The sequence below is a fragment of the Crenothrix polyspora genome (assembly GCF_900163755.1).
GTDB lineage: Bacteria > Pseudomonadota > Gammaproteobacteria > Methylococcales > Methylomonadaceae > Crenothrix > Crenothrix polyspora.
Genome location: NZ_FUKI01000124.1, coordinates 18301 through 42966, shown reverse-complemented (window position 1 = coordinate 42966; position 24666 = coordinate 18301). Strand labels below are relative to the sequence as shown.

Genomic DNA, 24666 nt, shown 5'->3' with positions numbered 1-24666 from the left:
GGGGTGGTCGACTATTTTAACTCAATACTACTGGATAACTGTAAGACCGACACACTCCTAGCGCCGCCAGCTGCTGCTTGTTCTAAAACACGGACACAATCGTGCCGATAAGGATGAATGCTGGCGACCCATTCAAAACGCTCAGGGTAGCGCTGTGCCAAGGACATTGCATAGTCGTTAGGTACAAAAAAAGACGTGTTGGCATGGTTAGCATCGCCGTTAGCACCGTGGGCTTTATCGAAGGCATACAACATGGCTTTAGCGCCTTGTGGCAGGGTTTCCAGTAATGCCAATAAGCGTTTAACAAAAGCAATATCTTGCCCACCGCTATTTCCTGTACACGCGGCATTGGCATAAGCCCAGTGTTGAATCGTTTGAATGGGGTGCAGCAGTGGGGCATTCATATCTGCGCTCATGGTAATGCCGCTACCGCCATCACCAGAACCTACAATATGGGTGTGGCAATCCCAGTAATTAACAGGATTAATACCTTGCCATGCCAGTGTTTCTAAGGCTGTTGTTGGTGTTTTCAATGGATCAAGACAGGCATTAGCAAGCCTAAACAGTGCTGGCGCTGAGCTGCTGTAGCTAATTAAGCCCGTGGCAGCGAGTTGCAGAAAATGGCGACGTGAATATTTGAGTTGCGTCATGATGATGTTTAAAAATAAGGCAACTAATTTAAATACAGGAGAAAAAATAATAACACTCAGGATAGTAAATTGGGTTGTTTGTTACAGCTTAAAGAGATGACTGTAAATCAGGAACCTGATCGTTTGTCACCAATTGTGCCTATACTCAACGCATGCGCGTATTTGAAAAAGAGGAGTGAGGGGCGATTTTTAAATAAATTCCCCTTTTTCAAAGGGGAAAGTGAAGACACTTACCCTAAATCAGTTGTTTCAATAGGATATATTTTGACAAAAGCAATGCGTGATCCATGCATCTTTTCAACGACGACATTGAATTGATTGAATTCAATCTTCTGGCCTTTTACGGGAATATCACGTAGTTTGGCCATGATAAGGCCACCGATTGAGACTTCGTTTTCCAATTCAAGCTCTTCATTCTCAATGTCGATGCCCAAAATTCGTTCCAATGAGAAAATCGGTAAACTGCCTTTACCGGTCAGCGTGCCGTCATCCAGCCGAATCCAATCATGCTTGTTATGACGGAACTCGTCACGTATTTCTCCGACCATAGCACTTAACAGGTTATCCAGCGTAATAAAGCCTTGTGGCTTGTGTCCTTTTTGCCCAATGATAGCAAAATGGGATGCCCCCATACGGAAATGACGGAATAACGCAAGCGAAGGTGTGCTGGGTGAGATGTATTGAATTGGTCGCAGGTAGGTAGTTAAATCTTCAATTACTTTGCCTTCTTGCTGTGTAAAAAACAAATCTTTTAAATGAATGACCCCTAAAACATCGACGTTGTTCGTGTCGAAATAAGGGTAACGACTGTAGCGATTTTGAGCGACAGTGTGCAGATTTTGCTGTAATGACTGGTTGCGATACAACGCGGTGAGTTCGTGGATAGGACGCATCAGGTCGGACACTTCAAGTTCGCTGAAATCAAGTGTTTTCGCCAAAATATTCCATTCGTCACGGCTAAAACGACCATCTGGGCAATTGTTGCGTAAAATAAGTTTAAGTTCGTCGGCCGAATAATGCGCATCGTTACCGTGGGTGTTATTCAGACCAAACACACGCAATACCAAATTGGCGCTGGAGTTAAGTAACCAGATCGCAGGGTACATCAGCCAATAAAATCCGTACAGCGGTACAGCGCTCCATAAACCAATTTGCTCAGGATTACGAATGGCCATTGATTTGGGTGCAAGTTCGCCGACGACGATGTGCAAAAATGAGATGGTAGAAAAAGCGAAAGCAAATGAGATACCGTGTATCAGTTCCGCTGAGGTGACACCGATTCTGATGAACACGGGTTCTAATAGGCTGGCAAATGCCGGTTCGCCAATCCAGCCAAGGCCTAGCGAAGCAAGAGTAATACCCAGCTGACATGCTGATAAATACGCATCAAGCTTTGCGTGTACCTTACCTAGAATGCGGCCACGAAAGCCCTGTGTTTTAATAATTGCGCGAAGACGCGTTTGTCGCAGTTTAACAAGACCAAACTCAGCGGCTACAAAAAAGCCGTTGAGAGCAACGAGCAACAAAGCGATAATGATCGGAAAAATATTATTCATAAGCTGGCAAACGGTGTGCTGGATAATTTAATTTTGTAAACAATGGCTTAAAAAATCCACAGTAATATCAAACCGGCAAAAATTCCCGCCAACACATCATCCAGCATAATACCCAAGCCGCCATGTACTTTCTGATCTACCCATTTAATAGGCCACGGTTTAATAATATCGAAAATTCTGAATAAAATAAAACCGACTAGCGTAGCTTGCCAGCTAAAAGGCACAAACCATAGCGTAATTAAATACCCCGCCACTTCATCCCAGACAATACCACCAAAATCGTGTTCACCTAATTTATCAGCAGCGATACCACACAGACTGATGCCGAGCAGTGTAACGGCTATAGTTAACAGACTGTAGACAAGTAACGGTGTTTGCGCAAACAAACAATAAACAGGAATAGCTGCTAGCGTGCCACACGTACCGGGGGCTTTTTTGGCTAAACCAGAACCAAACCCAAACGCCAAAAACAACACAGGGTCAGTGAGGATTTGCTTGGGCGTAAGCTTGTTTTTTCCGTAGCGTGTATTAATAAAGGTATTCAAAATGGATTGCCTCCAAGAGTAGGTGTCTGTGTCTTATGGCTTGTGTTGGTATTGCAGTATGCCATTTTGTAGCTATGTTCCATTTTCATCGTGTCAGAAAAATCGCGGGTTTAGTCCGCATAAATCCGAGCTACTAAATTCTTAAACCACTGCGGCCTAAAAATAACCACGTACACGCCCAAAAGACTGGTAATGGGAAACGGCCCAAGCCCCAGTACTGCAAAAAGCAATAAAACGACCGCACATTTAAAACGGGTAAATAAAGACTGGCTATTCATAACACCTACGGATAATGGTAGTGCGTGAAAAATCTACAACGGCAAATGCAGCGCTCGGTTTTTAAGTGCCAGCGCGGCTTCGTGCAAGGTTTCAGAAAACGTGGGATGTGCATGGATAGTTTGCGCCAAATCTTCGCTACTGGCGGAGAACTCCATCGCCAACACCGCCTCGGCCAATATTTCCGACGCATGGGTACCCATAATATGCACGCCCAAAATGGTATCGGTTTCGGCATGGGCGATTATTTTAACCATGCTCTCAGTGTGCTGCTGTCCTTCGGCTTGTGCCCGTAAATTAGCCGTGAGCGGAAAAATACCTACTTTAATAGGCTCACCAATAGCTCTTAAGGCTTGCTCGGTTTGGCCTACCCAGGCAATTTCAGGGTCGGTATAAATAACACTGGGCAGGGCATCGTAATTGATGAGATTGTGCATGCCGGTAATCTGTTCCGCCACAAAGAGACCTTCTTCTATGCCTTTGTGCGCCAACATAGGGCCTAGTACGGTTAAATCGCCTATGGCATAAACGCCAGGTAAGTTGGTACGGCAGTTTTCATCAACGTGGACAAAACCGTTTTCATCCAGTAATAAATTGGCTTCTGGTGCGGCCAGGTTTTCGGTATTGGGCTTGCGGCCTGAGGCAACAATAAGCTTATCAACAGACAAACTGTGTGTACCGTGTTGATCTTGGTAGCGTAAGGTGACTTTGTTGTTGTGGACTTTTGCGCTAATTACTCGTGCGCCAAGACGTATATCAATGCCTTGGTCGCTGTAAATCTGATACGCCGCACGGGCAATGTCATGGTCGGCTAGCGACAAAAAGCGGTCTTGGGCTTCCAGCAAAATAGTCTTTGCGCCAAACCGATTCCAAATACCACCCAGCTCCAGACCCATGACACCGCCACCAATAATAGCTAACGTATCAGGCACAGCATTCAGATTTAACGCGATGGCGGTATCGATAATAAACTCACCATCAATAGGCGCACATGCCAGGCCGGTCGGTGACGAACCGGTCGCCAGAATGATATGTTTGCCTTCCAGCACGAAGGGTGCAGGACAATCATGGGAGATCACTTCCACTTGACGTGCATTAAGTAATTTGGCCTTGGCGTGAATATATTCAATGCCGTGATGTATAAACAGGTCGGTAATTTTGCCTTCAAAAGTTTCAATGATTTGGTCTTTACGGGCAACGGCCTGGCCAATATCCAGCGATATATTATCGGCAAAAATACCGTGTTCATTAATCGCGTGGGTTAATAAGTAATAAATTTTTGACGATTCCAGCAACGCGATGCTGGCAATACACCCGGCATTAAGATGTGCCCCGCCCAAGCTGCGCTGGCCTTTTTTGTTATGGCCATTGTCAATACACACGGTTTTAAAGCCCAGCTGCGCACAGCGGATAGCACTGATATAGCCCGCAGGCCCTGCGCCAACGACAATAACATCATAGTGTGTTTGAGTATGTGGCATAAGTTTTAGATATTCAGTAAGAGATGGGCGGGCGCTTCCAGGCATTCTTTAATGGTGACTAAAAATTGTACCGCTTCACGGCCATCCACCAAACGATGGTCGTAAGACAAGGCCAAATACATGATGGGACGGATGACAATCTGGCCATTTTCCACCACTGCACGCTCTTTAATGGCGTGCATACCTAAAATAGCACATTGCGGCGGGTTAAGTATCGGTGTGGATAGCATAGAGCCAAACACGCCGCCATTGGTGATGGTAAATGTGCCGCCTTTTAAATCATCGTACGCCAATGTCCCAGCACGGGCTTTTTCGCCGTAGTTTGCAATGCTGCGTTCAATACCGGCAAAGTCGAGCTGGTCGGCATCGTGTAACACGGGTACGATTAAACCACGCGGCGTACTGACAGCGATACCTAAATCGTAATAACCGTGGTAGATAATGTCGTTGCCGTCTATCGAGGCATTAATGGCGGGGAAGCGCTTTAAGGCTTCTATCGAAGCTTTGACAAAAAACGACATAAAGCCCAGTTTGACTTTGTGTTTTTCTTCAAAGCGGCCTTTGTACTGGTTACGCAGGTCAATCACGTTTTGCATATTGACTTCATTGAACGTGGTCAACATGGCGGCGTTTTGCTGCGCTTGTAGCAAACGTTCGGCGACTTTGGCGCGTAAACGGGTCATGGGTACGCGCTGTTCTGGGCGCAGGTTGCTGGCGGCGCTGCTTGGCTCGGTTTTGGGCGCTACTTTGCTGGCTTTAGCCACAGGTGCTACGGGCGGCGGCGTAGGTTCGGCACTTTTAACCGTTTCTTGTTGCTGCAAATGTTCCAGTACATCGGTTTTGGTTAAACGGCCGCTTTTGCCAGTACCCGTAATCGCCGCAGGGTCTAAGGTATTTTCATGCACCAAGCGCCTGACCGAAGGGCTTAACGGGATGTCGGTGGTTTTTGGCGTGGGTGTTTCGGCGATGGGCGTATTTGGGGTGCTGGCCGGCGGCGTATTTTGCGTAGCCTGCGTTTCCAGTAACGCCAGTACTTCACCTGCCGTGACAATACTGCCGTCGTTTTTAAAAATGGTACCCAGTATACCGGTCTCTTGCGCGGTCACTTCCAAGACTACTTTATCGGTTTCCAAATCCACTAAATGATCGTTTTTTTGGATAACATCGCCGGTTTTTTTATGCCAGCTAATCAAGGTAGCATCGGACACGGATTCGGGTAACTGGGGAACTACAACGTCAATACTCATGTTAATTTCCTGAAGGATCGCCATAAAGAGCCGACTGTACGACGGCTTTTTGTTGTTCTATGTGAATATGAAACTTGCCCACCGCAGGCGATGCTGAGGCTTCGCGGCCTGCATACGTCACCCGAATGGTGGCGGGTAAATTATCGGTAAAGTGATGTCTGGACTGATACCACGCGCCTTGATTTTTAGGCTCTTCCTGACACCAGATAAAATCGTGCAACTGTGGGTATTTGGCAATTTCTGCTTTGAACAACACATCGGGGAAAGGGTATAGCTGTTCAATGCGGGCAATTGCGACATGCGCTAAGGCATCGGACTGGCGACGCTCTTCCAGTAAGTCGTAATAGACTTTGCCGCCGCAAAACACGATGCGGGTGACCTGTTCAGCAGCCAGCGCGTCTTGTTCGCCAATAATGGGTTGAAACTGGCCTTCGGTGAGTTCTTCCAGTGTTGATACTGCCAGCTTATGCCGCAACAAGCTTTTGGGGCTCATGATAATTAACGGCTTGCGGAAACAGCGCCGCATTTGCCGCCGTAATAAATGAAAAATTTGCGCGGGCGTGGTCGGTGTACACACCTGTATGTTGTGTTCGGCACACAGTTGCAGATAGCGTTCTAATCGGGCTGAAGAATGTTCGGGGCCTTGGCCTTCGTAACCGTGCGGCAATAACATCACCAGGCCGCATAAGCGTCCCCACTTGGTTTCGCCCGAACTGATAAACTGGTCGATTAACACTTGTGCGCCATTGGCAAAATCGCCAAATTGCGCTTCCCATATCACCAATGAGTTGGGCATGGTGGTGCTGTAGCCGTATTCAAAACCCAGCACACCGGCTTCTGATAATAAAGAATCGTAAATTTGCACGCGGCCTTGATCTTTGCCCAGATAGCGCAGTGGCGTATAAGTTTTATTATTCAGCTGGTTGTGCAGCACGGCGTGGCGATGCACAAACGTGCCGCGTCCGACATCTTGGCCGGTTAAGCGCACGTCGTATTGTTCCATGAGTAAAGTGGCATAGGCTATGTTTTCGGCAAAACCCCAGTCTATTGGCATAGCGCCTGCGGCCATTTTACGGCGATTTTCCATGACTTTAGCCACGCGAGGATGCAATTCAAAGCCCACTGGCAAACGTTGCAGACGCTCATTGCAAAAGCGTAAACGTTCCATTGTCACTGTGGTGTCGCTGGCTATATCCCAGTCTTTGTTGAGAAATTCATTCCATTGCGCGGTGTACAAATACTCGGTATCTGCCAATACGGGCCTTGAGACAATGTGACCGGCATCCAAACGCTTTTGGTAATCTTGTTCCAGGTCTATCGATTGTTCTAAGCTAATGACCGTTTCGTTGATCAATTTTTCCGCATACAATTTGCGGGTGGTTTTGTGATTGCGAATTTTCTTGTACATGATAGGCTGCGTAGTGGCCGGCTCATCGGCTTCGTTATGGCCTAAACGCCGGTAACAAATCAGGTCTATCACCACATCTTTGTTAAAGGTCATGCGGTAATCAATCGCCAGTTTGGTGACAAATAATACCGCTTCAGGGTCGTCGCCGTTAACGTGGAATACCGGTGCTTGAACCATGCCCGCCACATCAGTGCAATACAAAGTAGAGCGGGCATCTTGCGGGTTGCTGGTGGTGAAGCCAATTTGGTTGTTGATGACAATATGCACCGTGCCGCCGGTGGAAAAGGCGCGGGTTTGCGACATATTCAGGGTTTCCATGACAATGCCTTGGCCAGAAAATGCCGCATCGCCGTGAATTAATACCGGAATAACGGTGTGGATACCGTCTTTACCGGCACGATCTTGCCGCGCTTTAACCGAACCTTCCACTACCGGATTAATAATTTCTAAATGCGAAGGATTAAATGCCAACGTTAAATGCACTGCGCCGCCAGGCGTTGCCACATCCGAGGAAAAGCCCATGTGGTATTTCACATCACCGGAACTGACACCCGGATTAGGTGTGGAAATGCCGGCAAATTCATCAAATAAACTGGCGGGGCTTTTGCCTAAAATGTTAATTAATACATTCAAGCGGCCACGGTGCGCCATGCCGATGACAATTTCTTTAACGCCTTTAGTGCCGGCATTTTGAATTAATTCATCTAAAACAGGGATTAAAGATTCGCTGCCTTCCAAAGAAAAGCGCTTTTGCCCGACGAATTTATTCTGTAAATGACTTTCAATACCTTCAGCAGCTGTCAGTAACTTTAACAAAAAATATTTTTTTTCTGCATTAATGACAAGATTTGTACGAGAACTCTCTAGACGATTGATGATCCAGCGTCTAATATTGGAGTCCACAATATGCATGTATTCCGAACCAATGCTGCCGCAGTAAATATTTTTAAGGCTGGCAATAATATCGCGTAAAACCATACGATCGACACCGTAAATAATACCGGTATCAAACATGGTATTCATATCGGGTTCGGAAAAGCCGTAATAGGCAGGTTCAAGATCGGCGGGTATGACAGTTGTTTTCCCCAACGGATTGTTTTGAGCAATTTGATGGCCACGTACCCGATAATGATTAATCAAGCGGGCAACGGCCGATTGTTTTTTAACCGTTTCCTCGGTGAAGCCTTGTAGCTGTACCAGTCGATTGGGTGACTTTATTGCCAGTTGAGCGAAGCGTTCTACAACGGGGCTGTGCGGGGTTTCGTAACCTGCGTTTTGATGAATGTCATGGAACTCTTTTTGCCAGCTGGCATCAACAGACTCAGGGTCATTTAAATAGTGTTCGTACAAATCTTCAATAAAGCTGGCATTGCTGCCATATAAACTTGATGAATTTTGAAAAAATTTAAGCAGCTCACTCATTTTGATAGTTATCCGGTAAATTCTGCGCGGGGTTTTTTCTGTGCTAGTGGTATATTACCAAGTGTAACGCATTGCCCCAAAAAAACATGCTGGCTTGCGTAAAACAGCAAGTATGCCTTTTCCTTTTAAACCAGAGTGAATATAAATTCTATGGCCGAAAAAAAACATATTGTTATTAAATTAAAATTCCCTACTGGGCAGATGTCTGGAAAAAAAATTCCAGCGGCTAATGTCATTACCGAATGGAATTATACCCGTATCGTCTTGGCGTTAGCTGTTATTGTCGCTTTAGTGGGATTAGGCGGGTATTTTTTTTTAACACATCAACAAACTAATGTCGCTGCAACACCCGCTATTGCACCTGTTACTGTATTAAGTGCGCCAGTGCCCAGTAGTGACATTCCAAAGGCACAGGGTTTAGACAAGGGCGTTCAAAAAAACACTCAAGAGGCACCTAATCGCTAAATTGTCGACAGTGAATCAGTAGTGAAATTAATTTGTCAGTTAAACCAGCAACAAACAGTCGGCAATGGCGGCTTTATTTAGCTAAACTTACTGATATGAACGCTTAATTAGACCGCTAAGTCCATGTTAAAAAGCTGTTAATATCATCAATACACAGTGTGATGCATCCCCAATCGATAAAAAATGTGTAGATTAGCAATAGCAACTGGCCTGTGAGGTTAGTTAATTATGTTGCAGTAATAACACTGCCGTACGTATCAGAATAGTAACTCATTTATTTTAAAATGACGCTTATTATGCAGTGTTGTTTTTAATGTCTTCGCTTATTTAGTAGGCTTGTTTAGGCGATTTAGCAGATTTTTAAACAAGGGCAGCACGTTATGTTGCCATTGCTCATAAGCTTTTTTTGCTACTACAGAAAGCATAGGTAATAGATTTTTACCTGTTTCAGGTGGAAAAATAGTTCTGTAGAGAGTGCGTAATTTTTGGCCATATACACCACCTGCTTCAATATATATTTTCTTATACAACCACATTTCCGACAGTGATATTGCCCACATAAACATAAACGAAATCCCCATGCCCATGCCGGCTAGAATAATCAGCCAGGCAAACAGCGGATTTATTTTTGTTAGCCACCAAGATAAAATATCAGTTACTAAAAATATATAAGGCATGCCGACAGCAATACATTTGTATTTTGTTGATGTTGTTTCAGAAAAGCTAAATATCAAACCCACAAACATAAAAATAAAGCTGATACCAAATAGATGAACGTGCGAGACACGTATTAAAGAGTTAAATGTCGCGCCGGTATCTTGCGTGGTTAAGGCTTTTAACTTTTCAAATTTATTAAAATCTGGCATGCCGGCTGGCGCTTGTGCGTTATGGCACATTACGCAGCGCTCTTCAACAATGGCTTCAATGCCATCGGCTTTATAGGTGTTTAATTCGGCACCGTCTCTTACCCATTGAATGATTTTAAAACGTTGCTCTGTAGAGGCATTTTGTTTCATAGCGCCGTTCAGTTGAGTTTCTAATACTGAACCAGATCGGTTACCATAATAACTGTAGACAATATCATCAACGGATAAGCCAAATTTTCCATCTGCCATGCCGTGCGTAAATAATATTTGTAATAAAGCAAAAAAATAACCAATACCTACCGCAGATAAATAACCGGTAAATAATACTTTGATGGGGGTATCGTGATCTTTTAGTGGTAAATATTTTTGTGACATATTTAATTAATACCTATCTAGGGTGAAAATAATGCGCTGGTAACCAGAATATTAACTATTGACCGTTTATATTCAAAGTATACTGTAGTAAAATTATTATATATACTGTTATAATCGACAGGGTAACGTTAACTATTAAAAAGGCTATACAATGCTAGATTTCCAAAAAATGAGTGAGAAAGAATTAAAAGACATTATTGAAAATGCTGAAAAAGCGTTACGTAATTTACACGTTAATCGACGTAAAGATGTTATGGCACAAATGAAAGAATTAGCGGCCTCCATCAATGTCTCTGTAGAAATTGTTGAAACTGATAAAAAGTCGTTGGTTCGTAAAGGTAATCCTGTGCCTGTTAAATACTGCCATCCTGATGATGCGGAAAAAACCTGGACAGGCCGTGGTGTTATGCCTACGTGGTTAAGAGCGCTGGTTGATGCGGGGCATGATCGTTCTGAATTTTTAATTCAACCGGTAATAAACGCGTAGTATTCTGGTGTGGAGAGGCAGGGATGACAGGTATTTAATATTTTTCATTCCAGTCCTCTCCAGTAGGAGAGGGGGATTTTTAACGTAATGGCGACAACACGGCGTATGAAAACGAAAGTCAGCGCGGCGAGCTATTCTTGTAGATCAACCCATTCAGTTAATGCAGCGATCATGTTTTTAGCCTGATCTTTGCTGGAAATATTAAATTTGGACTTTTGCTTGTATTCACCGTTTTGTTTCTGGTAACGACGGATCGTATATTTATCAGCGCTGTATTCTTGTTTCGCGCGATTCCATTCCTGATAACGGTACATTACCGTTGCCCACGCACCTTTGGTGAGTATTTTTTTATCCAGCTCTTTGATTGTTTCAATGCTGTCATCCAGATAAGTGACAGTCAATTCATCGACAGTTTCAGCCATGTTCCCTCTGTATCATACAAATAATGTTTATTGATTTACAAGTGTACCATCACTTGCTAAAAAACTGACCAAAGCCACGCGCACCTTCACCCACTTTAATGGTATCGACAGTTTTTAAAGATTTTGCGTCCAGCACCGACACTGTGCTGTCAAACCAATTGGCGACATACACCAGTCGGTCATTCGGGTGCGTTGCGATACCTTCTGGTTTTTCGCCGACATCAATCACTGCAACGCATTTAAAGCTTTCGGTATCAATTACGGACACCGTATTATCCACTTGGTTAGTCACTAGCAGGCGGCTGTCATTTTGTGCCAAAGCAACCGCGTAAGGCAGGTTGCCCACTTTAATTGTGGCAATCACTTTTAGCGTTGCGGTTGCTAAGACAGTGACATCATCGCTTTCAACATTAGCCACGTAAAGCCGATCACCACTTTGTGTGGCAATAATACCAAACGGGTGAGTTCCGACCGCTGTCGTCTGCTTAACCGTTAAGGTATCGGTTGCTATTTTAGACACTGAATTACTGCCGCGATTGGCCACATATAACCAGCGATTATCAGGACTGACTACCAAGCCGGACGGTGATTCTCCTACAGTGATGGTCTGTAAAACCGTTAACGTTTTAGCACTTACCGCAGATACGGTATTGGCATACCAATCTGCGACATAAATACGTTGACCATCCGGTGCTACGGTAATACCCAGTGCCCCAGCACTGACTTTGACGGTATTTAATACTTTATGGCTTTGGGTATCAATTACGGCAAAGCCTTGGTTTTCAGGGGTGCTAATATAAACTCTATCGCCTGCTGGCGCGACCGCGACTCCCGCAGGTTTGCCTGTTACCGTCACGGTATCAACAACGGTGCGTTTTGCCGTATCAATAATCGACACGCTATCGCCCAACTGATTACTGATATAGGCAAACGGCGCTGCCACACTTAAGTGGCAGTGTAAGCTTGCCAGTAGAATAAGCCGCGTCGATAGCTTTTTTGGGTGTAGCACGCAGCCGGCCTTATTTTTCAGCTAAGATTTTTAAATTGGCCAAGCCACTGGTAAAAACAGCTTTAACAGCTGAGTTTGCCGCGTCTTCGTTCATGTCTTTGGGTTCATTGGTTTTGGGGTCAATGTTATTGGTGTAAGCGCGGTAATACGCACCATGCCAGGTTACAACCGATGTGTCACCTTGTGCTTCTACGTCAATATTGGCGGTGTAGTTATCTACCGGCAATACCGGTACTTTTAATTCTGCACCGGCATGGGTAATGGTTTTGGCGCTACTCATCTCGGTTATTTTATAGCCATAAGACATTTTATCGGCATCGTATTTTTTTAATTCTTCGGTAATGCTGCCGCCGTCTTGTAATGTTAGTACACGAATTGAACCCGGTGTATTTGCTTTATCCGCTGTGGTATTTTTAACCGCCGGTAGCCAAGACATATCACCATAATCTTTAATAATGCCCCATACTTTAGCGGCGGGTGCGTTAATGGTGATTTTTTCGTCGGCTTTTTGGCGCACAGGGCCGTGTGCGCTGACGGCGCTGGCAGCAAGTAACAAGGCGGGTAACAGTAATAAATTCTTTTTCATAATGACTTCCTTATGGGAATGTATAAATAAACACCCGCATTATATGACAACTCGAAACAACACGCATTAGTCTAACGCAGTTAGCGGTTTTTAACGTAACTGCGCCCAAGATTGCCTACGGCCTGTGGTCTTTAATTTTTTAACAATTATTTTAAGATTGTTACCGTTTTTATTTGTAACTGTGTTAAAGCCAGGTGTAATCGATACGGTGTTCATGTCAACATGATAACCTGAGGCGGCAATAAGACTGACTTTATCATTGTCTTTGATTTGATCTTTTGTATCAATCTGATTGTCTCCGCTTATATCAAACGGGGTTTGCGATAATCTGCCACCTGTTAGTGGGTTTAACTCCATTAACCATGCGCCACCTTCGGTTTTACAGGATTGATCATTAGGGATGTTGGTGATAAAAATAATGCTGTGATTACGCAATACTGCTTGGCTGACCACCCGTTCCCCTAAAGAGTTACCCGGCTGTGGTGGTTTAATAAGATCCATATACCAGCCTTTTTGGCTAGGGTAAGATACTGTGTTGCTAGAAGTTTTTCGGATGGCCAGTTGATTTTCTAAAAATTCGTCATCAATTGTTTGTGCAACTAAAGCCGAGCGCCCGTTGACAGGGTTGCTGGTACAGTTTTTTGGGATGCCAATGTAATTAACACATTCGTCCCATATGCCATAAAAAGATTGTGTGGGGGCTGTGTCAATTTTATTGTCGCTGGTTTGAAAATAGCTGCCAGCACCAAAAAACAACGAAATGCCGCCATTAGCTGTCTGTACACCATACGCTGGCTTAATAGTGATCGGTTGTCTTGGTTGATTATCAATTTTAGCGGTGAATAACGGTGCAGGGGCGTTATTGTTTGTATAGGCAACATCCCAATTATCTGGATTGCTGGTGCTGACATCAAATTTCCACAAGTTACCTTGCAAATCACCGGCATAAATGGCATCGGTAATGCCGTCGTTGTTAACGTCGACTGCCAATGGTGTCGATAAGCCATTATCGCCACTGGCATGGGTATTAATAGAGCGGATTAAACGACCATCTTGTATATTAACAATATATAACACAGCTGTTTCGCTCTGGCTGTTATAACCATTGCCAAAAATAGCGGCAAACTGGCCATTCGCCAGTCGTATCACACTGGCTTGCCCTAGGGTATAACCTAAATAATGCGTGTAACCATATTGCTTGGGCGTGCTGGTTAATTTATCTGTTAAGTTATCTTCAAAAGGCGTACTGTGATCATTGATTTCCCACAAAATACGTTGGGTCGAAAAATCAGGCTCAGGGGTTTTATAGGTTTGATCAGCGGGGCTTAAAAAACTCATATCCAAGGCAAAAACACCTTTGCCGCCCGCACCTAATGTACCAACTAATATGGTGCGCCATTCTTTATGGTTATCGTGATCTACGTCAAAATACGCATCCCCTACAGCGGCTGAGCCATCAACAAAATACTTATGTTGCCCTGCGGTTGTGTAACTGGGTGATGTTAATGCGGCCAGATTGCCCATGACGGTATTGGGTATATAGGCAAACAGTTCTTTGCCATTATGGGCGAGGGCGGCATCAAATACATGTAACATACCATCGTTAGCACCAATAGCCAGCATAGGCGTTCTATTGAGCATGGCAGAACTGCCAATATAATTTGAATAGTCGCTGCCTTCGGTATTGGGTAATACCCGGTAACCATTATTAACAGGGCCTATAAACAGCGGTGCCGAGTTAATAATATCGCCGAGTACACTGGTTCGGGTTCGTAAACCATCGATGGCTTCACCACGGATATAACGCAATTGCGCTTGGGTTAATAATGATTGCTGATCGGCATTGAGTTGTTCATAAATAAAATCAATTCCCTTGTTTTGTTGCAGCATAGGGTTATAACTAAAAATAGCGCGGTTTTTTTGCGCGGACAGTGCAAGCCCGGCATCCCATTGTGCAATAGTAGCAATATTATCAGTGGCAACCGTATACGCCCACAATTGTCCCGTCCAATCGGTGCTATTAAATTTAGCTTGGTATAATACGGTATTGCTATTAATGCCAAAAGAGTTACTGGTAACAGGTGCTGATGAGCCGGTTGTGCGAGTGATTTCAGTGGATATATTATCTAATGCGGCTTCTGTGCGTTTAGGCTGAATTGCGGAAAAATATTGGTCAGGAATACCGTCGCCAGGGGGTAATCCGGTGGCATTATTAATACTGTCCCATTCGCTTTGTTGATCGGGTTTATCATTGTCATTGCTGTCATTGAATCCACCCCATTGCGCCGCATAAAATAACGGTGTTTGCAAAAAGTCTGCGCTGTCGCCTGTAATGGTATAGGGTTTACTTTTTGCAGGGTCAGTAACAAGACACGGTGTACACAAAGCCTCTGCGTCAGTAAATTTATTAATCCCTGAGTGGCTATGAAAGCCATCGTCATTGGTGCCGCTAATAATGTAACCAAATCCCATGGGGTAAATTGTCGATTGTCCAATCACGTCGGTACTGATGGTAATCGTATTGGTTCTTATGCGGTTGGTAATCGTATTGGCGCTTATGCGGTAATTAATAATCCCCCACATATCTTGATCGAAATCGCCGCCTTGCTCACTGTCTTCCCAGTTGACATAGAGTTTACCCGCAGTATTGGTTTGCTTAACTATTTTAAAATCCACCAGCGTACAATTGCCATTAACTTCGGTATTACGACACGCGGGTAATAATGTTATTTTTTGTGTGCTGTCAGGAACATTAATCACAACTGCTGGCTTATGATGAGACAGTGCAACACCATAAGTTGTTATTTTTTGTGCATTCAGAATGGTTTTATTGGGGCGCATGTCAGTGATATGGCCATAATGTGCCAGGCCACTGAGCGCATATGAGCCATCCAGCCTGGGCTCTTCTGGGCATAAGCCGCGTACTTTACTTAACGCAGTAATGGTTTTTGCAGTGCATAGCCGGTTGTCCTTGGCGGTTACTGCGCCAACAAAAAAACGCTTTCCGTTAATATCGGCATTATTACCGACCGTATCAATCAGGCTATTGACATCCGTGATGCGAATGTCGGTTGCGCTGATCAGTCCATCGGCATCGTAACTGCTGTTAGAGCCATTAAAGTGCATCACATTCAGTGACGCGCAGTAGTCTTTATTGATCAACGGATCGGTTGCGCTTGCCCCCGTTAAGCCGCTAATGCGATCTGAATCATTGGTCTCGGTTACAAAAGCAGGCGATGCCTTCTTACCGGCTAAATAGCGCAGGGATTCCAAAAATATTTCTGCTTGAGGATTGCCCCAGTTACTGCATTGGCCATTCTTAAAAATGTCTAAGCCCCAGGGACAATTATCATCACCTGGCATTTGAGGTTGGTTGGCGTAGGTTCCGTTAGTCGCCAATGTGCCACCGCTGTGGCGATAACCATAAATACGCAATTTATTCAGTGTATTAATAATGCCACCTGTTGAGGGTGCCGCTTTAAACGTACCATCGGTATCGACATTAATTTCATCGGTTACGGCGCTGACATTTTTTCGCAGTATGCCACCGGATTTATTGTTACCGTAAGAGCCTGTCATCAAACCAAAATGTACGTGGCCATTATCGCCATAAGTTTGCAGTAGACCGACAGGTTTTAGGGTACGTTTACCGGTACGTGCATTGTAATAACTTTTACAATGTTCAGCATCTTGCAGGCCGTCATCAACACAGGCGTTAACCCGTACAATAAAGTCGCTGTTACCGTTATCTACGCCGTTACCGGCTTTACTGGGATTGGTCGCTTTAGCGTCATGAATACTATCCAGTATTTCTGATTCTGGGTTGGGATTCCCATTGCCAACAGGGCCTAGTTTATTTAACGCAAAATCCCATACTCGCTTATCTCCGGCGGCTTCCTCTTCCGTCCAAAGGCATTGCCAGCGCTCATTAGCCGCCCATAAATTATAATTACCTGCTGCTACCCGCAGCAGTGGTGGATCGGTGACATCTTGTGAAAATGTGCTTTTAGAGACGGTCGTATTACACAATGTGATGCCAAGCGGTTCGGAAAAAGGCGTGAGTCTGTCTAGGTCAAGCCCGTCATAAAATTTTGCAAAACTGTGGGCATCGTTGGGTAAGTAACTGCGTTCCAATAGGGTTTCGGTGTCGGTATCGCTGGCTCTCAATCCGCCATAGAGTAGTTTACGTACATTATCGATACGCGTCATACTGGCCCAGTTTAAAAAATTACCGCTCCAGCGCCCTGTGCAATATTTGCTAACCGTGATTGAAGATGGCTCAAAGTGATTACTCACGTAGTCGTAACATCGGTAACTGTCAAAATAGCCGTAATAATTGAAGTCGTGTTTATAGGTGGTTTCAATGATGCCGTCACCGTCCAGGTCAGAATAATCATCAAAGGCTTTAATATACAGCTGATGATCTTTGGGCATGCTGAGCATGACAAGTGGCGATGCTGAGGGTGTTAAAAATAACGGTGTTTGAGCAATATTTAATGCTGCAAAAACTTTCGGCAGCAGTAACAAGCTTAATAATAGGGCTATTAAGCCGTTTTTGAGTATAGAAAATAGTGAAACAATAAAGCTATTCATAGTAAAAATACTCATCACAAGGGCTGCGGTATAGTAAAACAAGCTTTCAATTTAAAATGGGACAAGCAATGCATAATGCAGTAGTCGCGTGGTGACAGTCATTTCAACGGGTGTGGCAGTTTGGGAGGATCGTTACTTTGTTTCAAGCGACAGTCGCGGTGTAGCTTAAGCTAATGACTGTAATATATTGTTTTGCATGATGTTATAGCAGGCTGGCCACATCGAGGGCATACACGGATTGCAATATGACGCTGGCATCAGGTGTTGTACCTTTTGCGTAAGCGGTAATGCGATATAAGCCGTTTTTGTTCCCTAAACACTGGACAATAAATCGCGGTTTATCCAATTTTTGTTTATTAAATGCGCATTGGGTTAAAGTGCTATCGTCACACCAGTCGTCGTTTTTTAACCAAGCGCCTATTACAGGTGTATTAGGGTCTTCATTTGTTAGGCCATCATTTTTTCCGGCGGGGCAAATAATAGATGAGCCACCTATTTCTTTATCATTTAAAGCTTGAATATATTTTTCACCCGCTTGTAATGCGCCTTCAGCGGCCTGAAATGCTGTGTTTTTAGCGCGCATATTACCGGCTATTTTTTCTTCAAGGCTGCTTACTTGCACTGCTGTTAAGCCTAGAAGGGTCAATAAGCTTAATATAATCAAACTGACTACCAACACCACGCCGGACTGACGGTGGTGTGCTGGGGTTTTTTGCGAGCAGGGTAGAGGAGATTTCGCTAGCATTGTTACATTATTGCGTTGCTATGGGTTGCGCTAAACGATTACGAATGGCAATCGTTGCTGTAAATACACGTCTAATTTTTTTATCTTCTTTATCCGGTGGTATTGTTTCGGTGAGATCGCTGAGATCGGCATTGAAAATATACGGTAACCGATGGGCTGCCACATTGTCGGCTGTGGCTAGCAATAACTTAACACGCACACTGACAACGTTATCCCAGTTAATCTCGCCTACCTCTACCTTATTAGCGGTGACATAATAATTGGGTGCGGAATAATTTCCTACCGCAGGCTTAAAATCACTGTCTACACCGTAGAGAATCTGCATTTGCTCGACACCATCAACCAATTCTTCCGCCACGTCTGTGTTTGTTTTTCGATACAACAGTTTTTCGTTATTTTTTGTCGCCACGTAATAACTGGCAGTGTTTACAAGATGAACAGTACCACCTTTATAGGTCGTGAGCGCAGGAATGGCTTTATTACCCGGTCTTGCAGCGATTAAAGCACTCCCTGCTTTAGATGCTATATCCTTATATTCAATAACACCGGTTGATAATACGTTTGTTATTTGAAAAGCCTGCGCAGATGCACAATCAGCAGATACCGCGACAACAGCCACGCCATCGTTAGCAGGCGTGGGTTTGGTGATACCAGCGGAAGCTAATTCGTTAGCGTTTGCATTCACTTGCAAAGATTTTGATTTTAGGTCAATGGACGTAATTAAAAAGCCTTGGGGATTTACTTTGCGAATTGTTAACACATCCGAACCTTCTAAAAGATTATCTGGCGACGTTATATCAAAGTCTTCATCTATGGGGTTTAATTTGGGAGCCCAATTTTCTACCGACGTTGATAAGCCTGCCGACACTGGTGTTATTGCCTCAAAACCTTCCAGTGCTTTTCCCAATTTTTTTTTATTAGAATCCTCCTTGGTAAACTGATAAAAAAAATTTTTCTTGTCAAAGTGATCTGTCTCAGGTGCTGATTTACTACAGCCCCAATAGCCCGCCATTCGTACATCTTGGCTGATAAAATCCAAGGCTAAACGACCATTTTCTTGTAAGCGTGCTAAATTTTCTTGCGTGCGGTAGCTTTGTTTGGCCGCACTAAAAATATGTAACACCCCGTTTAAAAAAAATGCGCCTAGTAGCATCGCTATCATAAGCTCTACCAAGGTAAAACCTTTGCTCAACCGACGGTCACGAAAACAAAAAGCGGTCATAACCTATTTTTTTAAGGGAAAAATGCTTGGGGGAAAATAGCTAAATTGTCGGTTATATTGCAAACCGCTGTATTTAAACTATCCTATAGTTAGCGCAGTATAACTCTAAAATTTGACTAAATGTACTGCTAGTTATTGGAAATATAGTGCGACTATATTCTTTTGACATACTAATAAAGTAACTATGGAATTTTGATTTAAAATTTTACAGTAATACCGGTAAAAGCAGATTTATTTTTGCAGTATGCCATAAGGATATGCAATGATATTTGCTATTGATGGCGCTATTATTAACGTATTGAATTCGAGTTTTTGTGACACTAATAACGTGTTCGCTCAGGATATTTTGTGCCCGTGTTTTAATAGCGATCCAACTGAATTTTTTTGGTTTTGAATTTTTTAGTTGCGTAAAAGCTTAATAAACCCAAGCCAATAAGCTCCGCTAAACCAACCAGCATATACATTACACTGCGATTTTCGACGAAATTCGGCATAATGTTATGTATAAATTCAGTTAACCAAGACGGTAATACAGTGGCGTTAGCTTCATGTGTTTGTTGGCTTTGCAATAACGCTAATTGTTTGTCTTTTACCAGTAGCATTTTTTGCATGCCGGACATTTGTTCTTCCATTTTATTCAAACGATCTTGCAAACTTTGCATTTTTTCATTTAACGCATCTATACGCGCTAACGGTTTTATCGCGGCATTTATTTCATCACTCAATAACAAGGCATTAAGATCTAAAGCGGCATCTGCGGGTGCGGATAAGGTCAACTTTTTTTGTACCGGTATCGGCGTTTCGCCAACAGCAGTTGCTGATTGAGGTTCTGGTGGGGGCGGAGTTACCCTGTGTTCTTTCCAGTCTCTGTTCTGGCGGTAAAACTCAGCCCGTGCTGCAAACGCACTGAGACTGTTCAAATCTTTGCGCTCTGGTACACGCAACGACTGTCCGGCTTTTAAGGCATTAATATTGGGGCTGAAAAACGCTTTTGGATTGGCGTTATATAATGCGATAGCCATGTGTTCATAGTTAACGCTACCATACAGACGCTTGGCTATTTTTGATACGCTATCGTTAGAGCGCACAGCTACCCAATCCGGTTTCTTTTTAACCACAGGCATTGGAGTGGCAAATCTAGCGCGCGCAGGTACGGGTGTATATGCAGAGGCTCTTTTTCTTTGCGCTGAGGGGGTATAAAAACCACTGCGTGGCTCGCGATATTGTCTTGGGGCAGTTATTTCAGCTTCTGCACGCCGTGTAATACGCACGGACTCATAATTGGCAGGCGGATCGAGTAACACGGTAAACTGTCGATAAATTGTGCCTTTTCGTGAGCTGGCTTGCAGTAAAAAAACCAATACCGGTTCTGAAATAACACCGCTAGATTTTACCCGAATCAACACAGAATTACCGGTACTTTGGACGGTATTAAAATGCAGCTTAAGCAGTTCCCTATCCCATGGCACACCCTGCTCAGAAAACTTATCGTAAGGTGCCAGTTGTACATGAATATCGCCAGCGTTATCCCCTGTATTTAAAGACAGCATAATATCGGCGTTAAAGCTTTGATTAAGTGCAGATTTAACCCGAATATTGCCGATATTAAGTGCCTGCGCCGAATTATGTGCCAATAACAAGCAAATTCCTGTTGCTTTAATAAAACGCACCATAATGGCTTTTTTACTTTGTCCGCTCATAAACGCTTAACTTTCCAGCTTTTCATAAGCGTATAACCCATCACAGCCCCCCACAGCATCATATAAAGACCGTGCAACAGCACTTCAAAATGAAAACTATCGACATGGCGGTAATAATCCAGCGCATCATCGGCTAGAGCCAGCATTAACACAATAATGATAGCCATTTTTAGCTTGATGATATGCTCGTAAAAAACACCAATACCTAAAATAACAAAACCGGTAAAAAATCGTATGCCACTATGCGTTAACATTTCTGGGGTAAATAGCTGTATTTTCAACGCCGCATCAACAAAATACAACAATATCAAACCTAATCCGATAACAATACTCTGCGCTTTCATTGTGACCTTCTTATGCGATTATGCATCGTCAATTAATTTTAATCCTGGCGGTAAGGCTTCGCCAAAAATCTGTTTCTCTTCTTTTTCATCCAGTACTTTCACCTGCTCCACCATGTCTACCCAGGCTTGCGGCGCTTTGCTTAATTTCAATTTATCAATGACGAGACTGCGAACAGTGTCATTAATGTCTCTGGCTCTGTCACCGCTCATTCTGGCAATAAGTGTAGCAGCAAAGCCTATATGCGGGGATTTTCGCCAATCTTCACTCAACATGCGTGTTAGCCAGTCACTAACAACATCCGCAGGAATCACATTATGGCTGCTGCCATGAAACGGGTGGCGTGCGCCGATACGCCCGACCGCCCACCAGGTTTGTGTCGATTCGCTGGGTTTTTGCAAACGCGTTAACAGCCATTCACCGAGCTGGGTTTTCTTGTCCACGGGCAGACGTTCCAACACCGCCGCCAAACGTACAATATCATCATAACTGCGAATTTTAAGTTGCTTGAGCACGCCCGGTTGCCGCGCCGCCGCCGGATTAATGTACTTTTCAATATCGGCAAACAACTGTTCTTGCGCCTGCACATTCAGGCCACCGGCAATGCGCCGCCACAACGTCCACCATTCGCTCCAATTTTGCGATTCATTCACAAACTGGATGCCTTGCGGGTAAAGTTTCCACAGTTGCTCCACCCGCCAGTCATCCAGTGGGTAACCAAAGCCTGGTCGCAAACAAAAACCGGTTAAGCTCAACCAGATTTTTTCATGGCTTTCCGAGCGTTTGTGGTATTTCGCACCCTCCAAAAACGTGGCGAACAAAGTTCGCAGCAACGGTGTTGGCCATTCAGGACGCGCCGAGCCAATCAACTTTTCCAGATCAACACGCAGATTTTTAACGGCTTTGGGATCAACCTGTTTGGATTTTGAGCCGTAGCTGGTCTGGATTTTTTCAATAATCGCATTGATATTGTGCGGTAAAGCCGCATCGACTTGCACTGCGCCACTACGGCCTTTTTTGCGGATTTGAAATTCGACATTCCAGCGTTGCTGGCTGTCTTGTGCCGACACACATTCAATCTTCAGCGTACCCACTTCGGTTTGGGTGACGGCTAACTGTACAATGACTTCGGTATTAGCGCTGCTGTCATCGCCTTCAAACGCCGCCGCCAACGGGGGCAAGGAATGAAACTGGTCAGTAATGTCGGTAATGTCCCCGGGGTTAAACTGGCTGTCACCGGACATTGACACCAAATGGAAACGTACCGGCTGGCCTAAACGCAGTGCAAAGCGACGATCTTTTAACACCACTTCATCGCCTTCTTCACTGCCCTGCGGCAAAATGCACACGCCGCGTTGCTGTGCATCATCGTCGGTATCGACTAACAAGAAATAACTTCGCGCCGCGCCGCCGCCAATCTTGAGCTTTTTGTCGCGCCGTGCAATCGCATAGCTGACCGCACCAAAGGCGACCGACAATTCGGGGTGGTTGTTCTCCAGTAACACCGGCGGTTTGGACGACCAGGAACTGATTAAATCTATGGTTCTTTGCGTAATGGGTTGGCTACGAAATACCCCGCCATTCAATAATAACGCATCAGGAACGATGCCTTCGCCTTTTAAAGCCAAGCGTGCCCGGTCTTTGTGCTGTTTTAAAAACCCTGCGATGTGCTTGCTGATAGCAGGTTCTGCGGCATACGGCAAACCGAATTCCACTACGCCACTGCGTTTTCTGTCTGGCAGTTCATCTAAACCCGACAAGGGGAAAAACCCATTCAGGGCAATTTCCCGCACTTCATCACGACTTAACACGGCTGAGCGCGTCGCGCCGATTAACTTGCCGCCACCGCCCAATAAAGTCACTTTGATTTGTTCGGGCGCATCGTCGGCCAATAGCTTTTCTTTGGCAATGCGGCATTGTTCTAGCAATTGCGATAAATCCGCGACCGATAAACGCTTATCCGCACCACCCAAGCGACTTTCCGCCAAATGCGCTAACGCCAAATCGATATTATCACCACCGAGCATTAAGTGGTCACCCACACCAATACGGGTTAATTTGGGTTCGACATCGGCTTGGTTGCTGTGCTGTATTTCAATCAAGGTTAAATCGGTGGTGCCGCCGCCGACATCACACACCAGCAGCAAGCGCACATCGGCCAAAGCCTGATGCAGGTTGTCGTGGTTGCGGCGTAGCCAGTCGTAACACACGGCTTGCGGCTCTTCCAGCAGACGCACGCGGGTGAGCCCTGCTAGCTTGGCCGCTTCTAATGTCAATGAGCGTGCGGCTTCGTCAAAGGAGGCGGGCACGGTAATGACCAAATCTTGCTGTTCTAATAACGCATCGGGGAAGCGGTGGTTCCACACCATGCGGATATGCGCCAAATAACTGGCACTGGCATCAATTGGCGATATTTTATTGACATCATCACCGCCTCCCCAAGGCAGAATTTCTGCGCTGTGATCTACCGACGGATGCGATAGCCAACTTTTAGCACTGGTGACAAAACGCCCCTTGCTTTTTGCGCCCAACATGCGTGCCGCCATACCGACTACGCCGGTTTCACCTGGCGCTGCAAACACGGTGTCGCTGTCGGATAATTCGCCTTGTGCCGGATGGTAGCGCACCGAAGGCAATAACGATCTGGCCGCGACTTGACCCGGCGCTACCAGTTGTTCTATGGGAAAAATTTCAATCGCTTGGTGGTGGTTATCAGCTGAAGCAAAAGCAACAACCGTGTGTGTAGTACCTAAATCGATACCTACCAGATATTTTGGAGTGTGAGCTTGCACGATAGTGGTTTTTTGAGTTCTGTTAACGGAATGTATATAGTAAAATGCTGACGGTTATGTCAACCGGTTGCCCTATCTTAACGGTAACTGGCTATCTGGCAAAAGTATTTGATGACACTTGGCGAGTTTAGAAAATAGCGAGGCAAGGAATATGTGAATAGTGCGTAGCTAATTATTTTCTATATCGGGAGGAATAAATAGGTTGCGCCTAGCATGAGGAGAAATACGTTATCAGTAAACGGCAGATTTTAGCGGAAGTTATGGCTAAAAATCCAGGCTTTTTACACGGTAAACGACCTGGATGAAATAGTCTGTTAGTGATTCTTTACGTGCTTTCTTAGCAAAGAACACAATTTAAGAGAGAACTAAATTGATGATGGTGTTTGTAGGTTAAAAAATAAACATACAACGTTTTCATAGTTCAATAGTCACAGCGTAACCGTTCGCACTGAGTTTGTCGAAGTGTACCGTTCATGC

18 protein-coding genes are annotated in these 24666 nt (G+C 44.6%); 2 read left to right on the top strand and 16 right to left on the bottom strand.

Annotated features, from left to right (window positions below; translation table 11 throughout):
* Positions 1 to 11 precede the first annotated feature (11 nt).
* The 6 genes from CRENPOLYSF2_RS11265 to CRENPOLYSF2_RS11240 form a co-directional block, all read right to left on the bottom strand.
* Positions 12 to 650, bottom strand: coding sequence for a hypothetical protein (locus tag CRENPOLYSF2_RS11265; protein WP_087144046.1), 639 nt, complete (start codon positions 648 to 650; stop codon positions 12 to 14).
* Positions 651 to 880: 230 nt separating this feature from the next.
* A complete protein-coding gene (locus CRENPOLYSF2_RS11260; protein WP_087144045.1) occupies positions 881 to 2206 on the bottom strand; it encodes a hemolysin family protein in 1326 nt (441 codons plus the stop codon).
* 47 nt (positions 2207 to 2253) lie between these two features.
* The gene (locus tag CRENPOLYSF2_RS11255) at positions 2254 to 2751 is read right to left on the bottom strand and encodes a phosphatidylglycerophosphatase A family protein (protein WP_087144044.1); all 498 of its coding nucleotides are present in this window, start codon (positions 2749 to 2751) and stop codon (positions 2254 to 2256) included.
* 311 nt (positions 2752 to 3062) lie between these two features.
* Positions 3063 to 4508, bottom strand: coding sequence for a dihydrolipoyl dehydrogenase (gene lpdA, locus CRENPOLYSF2_RS11250; RefSeq protein ID WP_087144043.1), 1446 nt, complete (start codon positions 4506 to 4508; stop codon positions 3063 to 3065).
* A 5-nt stretch (positions 4509 to 4513) separates the two neighbouring features.
* Positions 4514 to 5755: a 2-oxoglutarate dehydrogenase complex dihydrolipoyllysine-residue succinyltransferase gene (gene odhB, locus CRENPOLYSF2_RS11245; RefSeq protein ID WP_087144042.1), complete on the bottom strand. Its 1242-nt coding sequence runs from the start codon at positions 5753 to 5755 to the stop codon at positions 4514 to 4516.
* 1 nt (position 5756) lies between these two features.
* Positions 5757 to 8585 carry a 2-oxoglutarate dehydrogenase E1 component gene (locus CRENPOLYSF2_RS11240; RefSeq protein ID WP_087144041.1) on the bottom strand — a complete coding sequence of 943 codons (2829 nt, stop codon included), beginning with the start codon at positions 8583 to 8585 and terminating at the stop codon, positions 5757 to 5759.
* A gap of 150 nt (positions 8586 to 8735) precedes the next feature.
* Here CRENPOLYSF2_RS11240 and CRENPOLYSF2_RS11235 point away from each other — a divergent pair, with 150 nt between their 5' ends.
* Complete coding sequence (locus CRENPOLYSF2_RS11235) at positions 8736 to 9050, top strand: hypothetical protein (RefSeq protein ID WP_087144040.1); 315 nt, start codon at positions 8736 to 8738, stop codon at positions 9048 to 9050.
* Between the two features lie 323 nt (positions 9051 to 9373).
* On the opposite strand, the gene CRENPOLYSF2_RS11230 is transcribed toward CRENPOLYSF2_RS11235, so the two are convergent.
* Positions 9374 to 10291 (bottom strand): hypothetical protein, encoded by a 918-nt coding sequence (locus CRENPOLYSF2_RS11230; RefSeq protein ID WP_087144039.1) that lies wholly within the window; start codon positions 10289 to 10291, stop codon positions 9374 to 9376.
* Between the two features lie 151 nt (positions 10292 to 10442).
* Between CRENPOLYSF2_RS11230 and CRENPOLYSF2_RS11225 the strand changes: the two genes are divergently transcribed.
* Positions 10443 to 10778 carry an H-NS histone family protein gene (locus CRENPOLYSF2_RS11225; RefSeq protein ID WP_087144038.1) on the top strand — a complete coding sequence of 112 codons (336 nt, stop codon included), beginning with the start codon at positions 10443 to 10445 and terminating at the stop codon, positions 10776 to 10778.
* A 131-nt stretch (positions 10779 to 10909) separates the two neighbouring features.
* Here the strand turns inward: CRENPOLYSF2_RS11225 and CRENPOLYSF2_RS11220 are convergent, their stop codons facing one another.
* The 9 genes from CRENPOLYSF2_RS11220 to CRENPOLYSF2_RS11180 all read right to left on the bottom strand — a co-directional run bounded on the left by CRENPOLYSF2_RS11220 (position 10910) and on the right by CRENPOLYSF2_RS11180 (position 24189).
* Positions 10910 to 11200 (bottom strand): hypothetical protein, encoded by a 291-nt coding sequence (locus tag CRENPOLYSF2_RS11220; protein ID WP_087144037.1) that lies wholly within the window; start codon positions 11198 to 11200, stop codon positions 10910 to 10912.
* A gap of 49 nt (positions 11201 to 11249) precedes the next feature.
* Entirely contained in the window at positions 11250 to 12209 is a 960-nt protein-coding gene (locus tag CRENPOLYSF2_RS11215; protein WP_336469729.1) for a YncE family protein, read from the bottom strand.
* 10 nt (positions 12210 to 12219) lie between these two features.
* Complete coding sequence (locus CRENPOLYSF2_RS11210; protein ID WP_087144036.1) at positions 12220 to 12795, bottom strand: SRPBCC family protein; 576 nt, start codon at positions 12793 to 12795, stop codon at positions 12220 to 12222.
* Positions 12796 to 12885: 90 nt separating this feature from the next.
* Complete coding sequence (locus CRENPOLYSF2_RS11205; protein ID WP_087144035.1) at positions 12886 to 17403, bottom strand: pilus assembly protein; 4518 nt, start codon at positions 17401 to 17403, stop codon at positions 12886 to 12888.
* A 187-nt stretch (positions 17404 to 17590) separates the two neighbouring features.
* Positions 17591 to 18133, bottom strand: a complete 543-nt coding sequence (locus tag CRENPOLYSF2_RS11200) for a pilus assembly PilX family protein (protein ID WP_087144034.1) — start codon at positions 18131 to 18133, stop codon at positions 17591 to 17593.
* A 7-nt stretch (positions 18134 to 18140) separates the two neighbouring features.
* Positions 18141 to 19355: a PilW family protein gene (locus tag CRENPOLYSF2_RS11195; protein WP_087144048.1), complete on the bottom strand. Its 1215-nt coding sequence runs from the start codon at positions 19353 to 19355 to the stop codon at positions 18141 to 18143.
* Positions 19356 to 19714: 359 nt separating this feature from the next.
* Positions 19715 to 21055 carry a type IV pilus assembly protein FimV gene (locus CRENPOLYSF2_RS11190; RefSeq protein ID WP_087144033.1) on the bottom strand — a complete coding sequence of 447 codons (1341 nt, stop codon included), beginning with the start codon at positions 21053 to 21055 and terminating at the stop codon, positions 19715 to 19717.
* On the bottom strand, positions 21052 to 21399 hold the full coding sequence (locus tag CRENPOLYSF2_RS11185) for a hypothetical protein (RefSeq protein WP_087144032.1): 348 nt from the start codon (positions 21397 to 21399) through the stop codon (positions 21052 to 21054). The genes CRENPOLYSF2_RS11190 and CRENPOLYSF2_RS11185 overlap by 4 nt, the downstream gene beginning before the upstream one ends.
* A gap of 18 nt (positions 21400 to 21417) precedes the next feature.
* The gene (locus tag CRENPOLYSF2_RS11180) at positions 21418 to 24189 is read right to left on the bottom strand and encodes an Hsp70 family protein (RefSeq protein WP_087144031.1); all 2772 of its coding nucleotides are present in this window, start codon (positions 24187 to 24189) and stop codon (positions 21418 to 21420) included.
* Positions 24190 to 24666 lie beyond the last annotated feature (477 nt).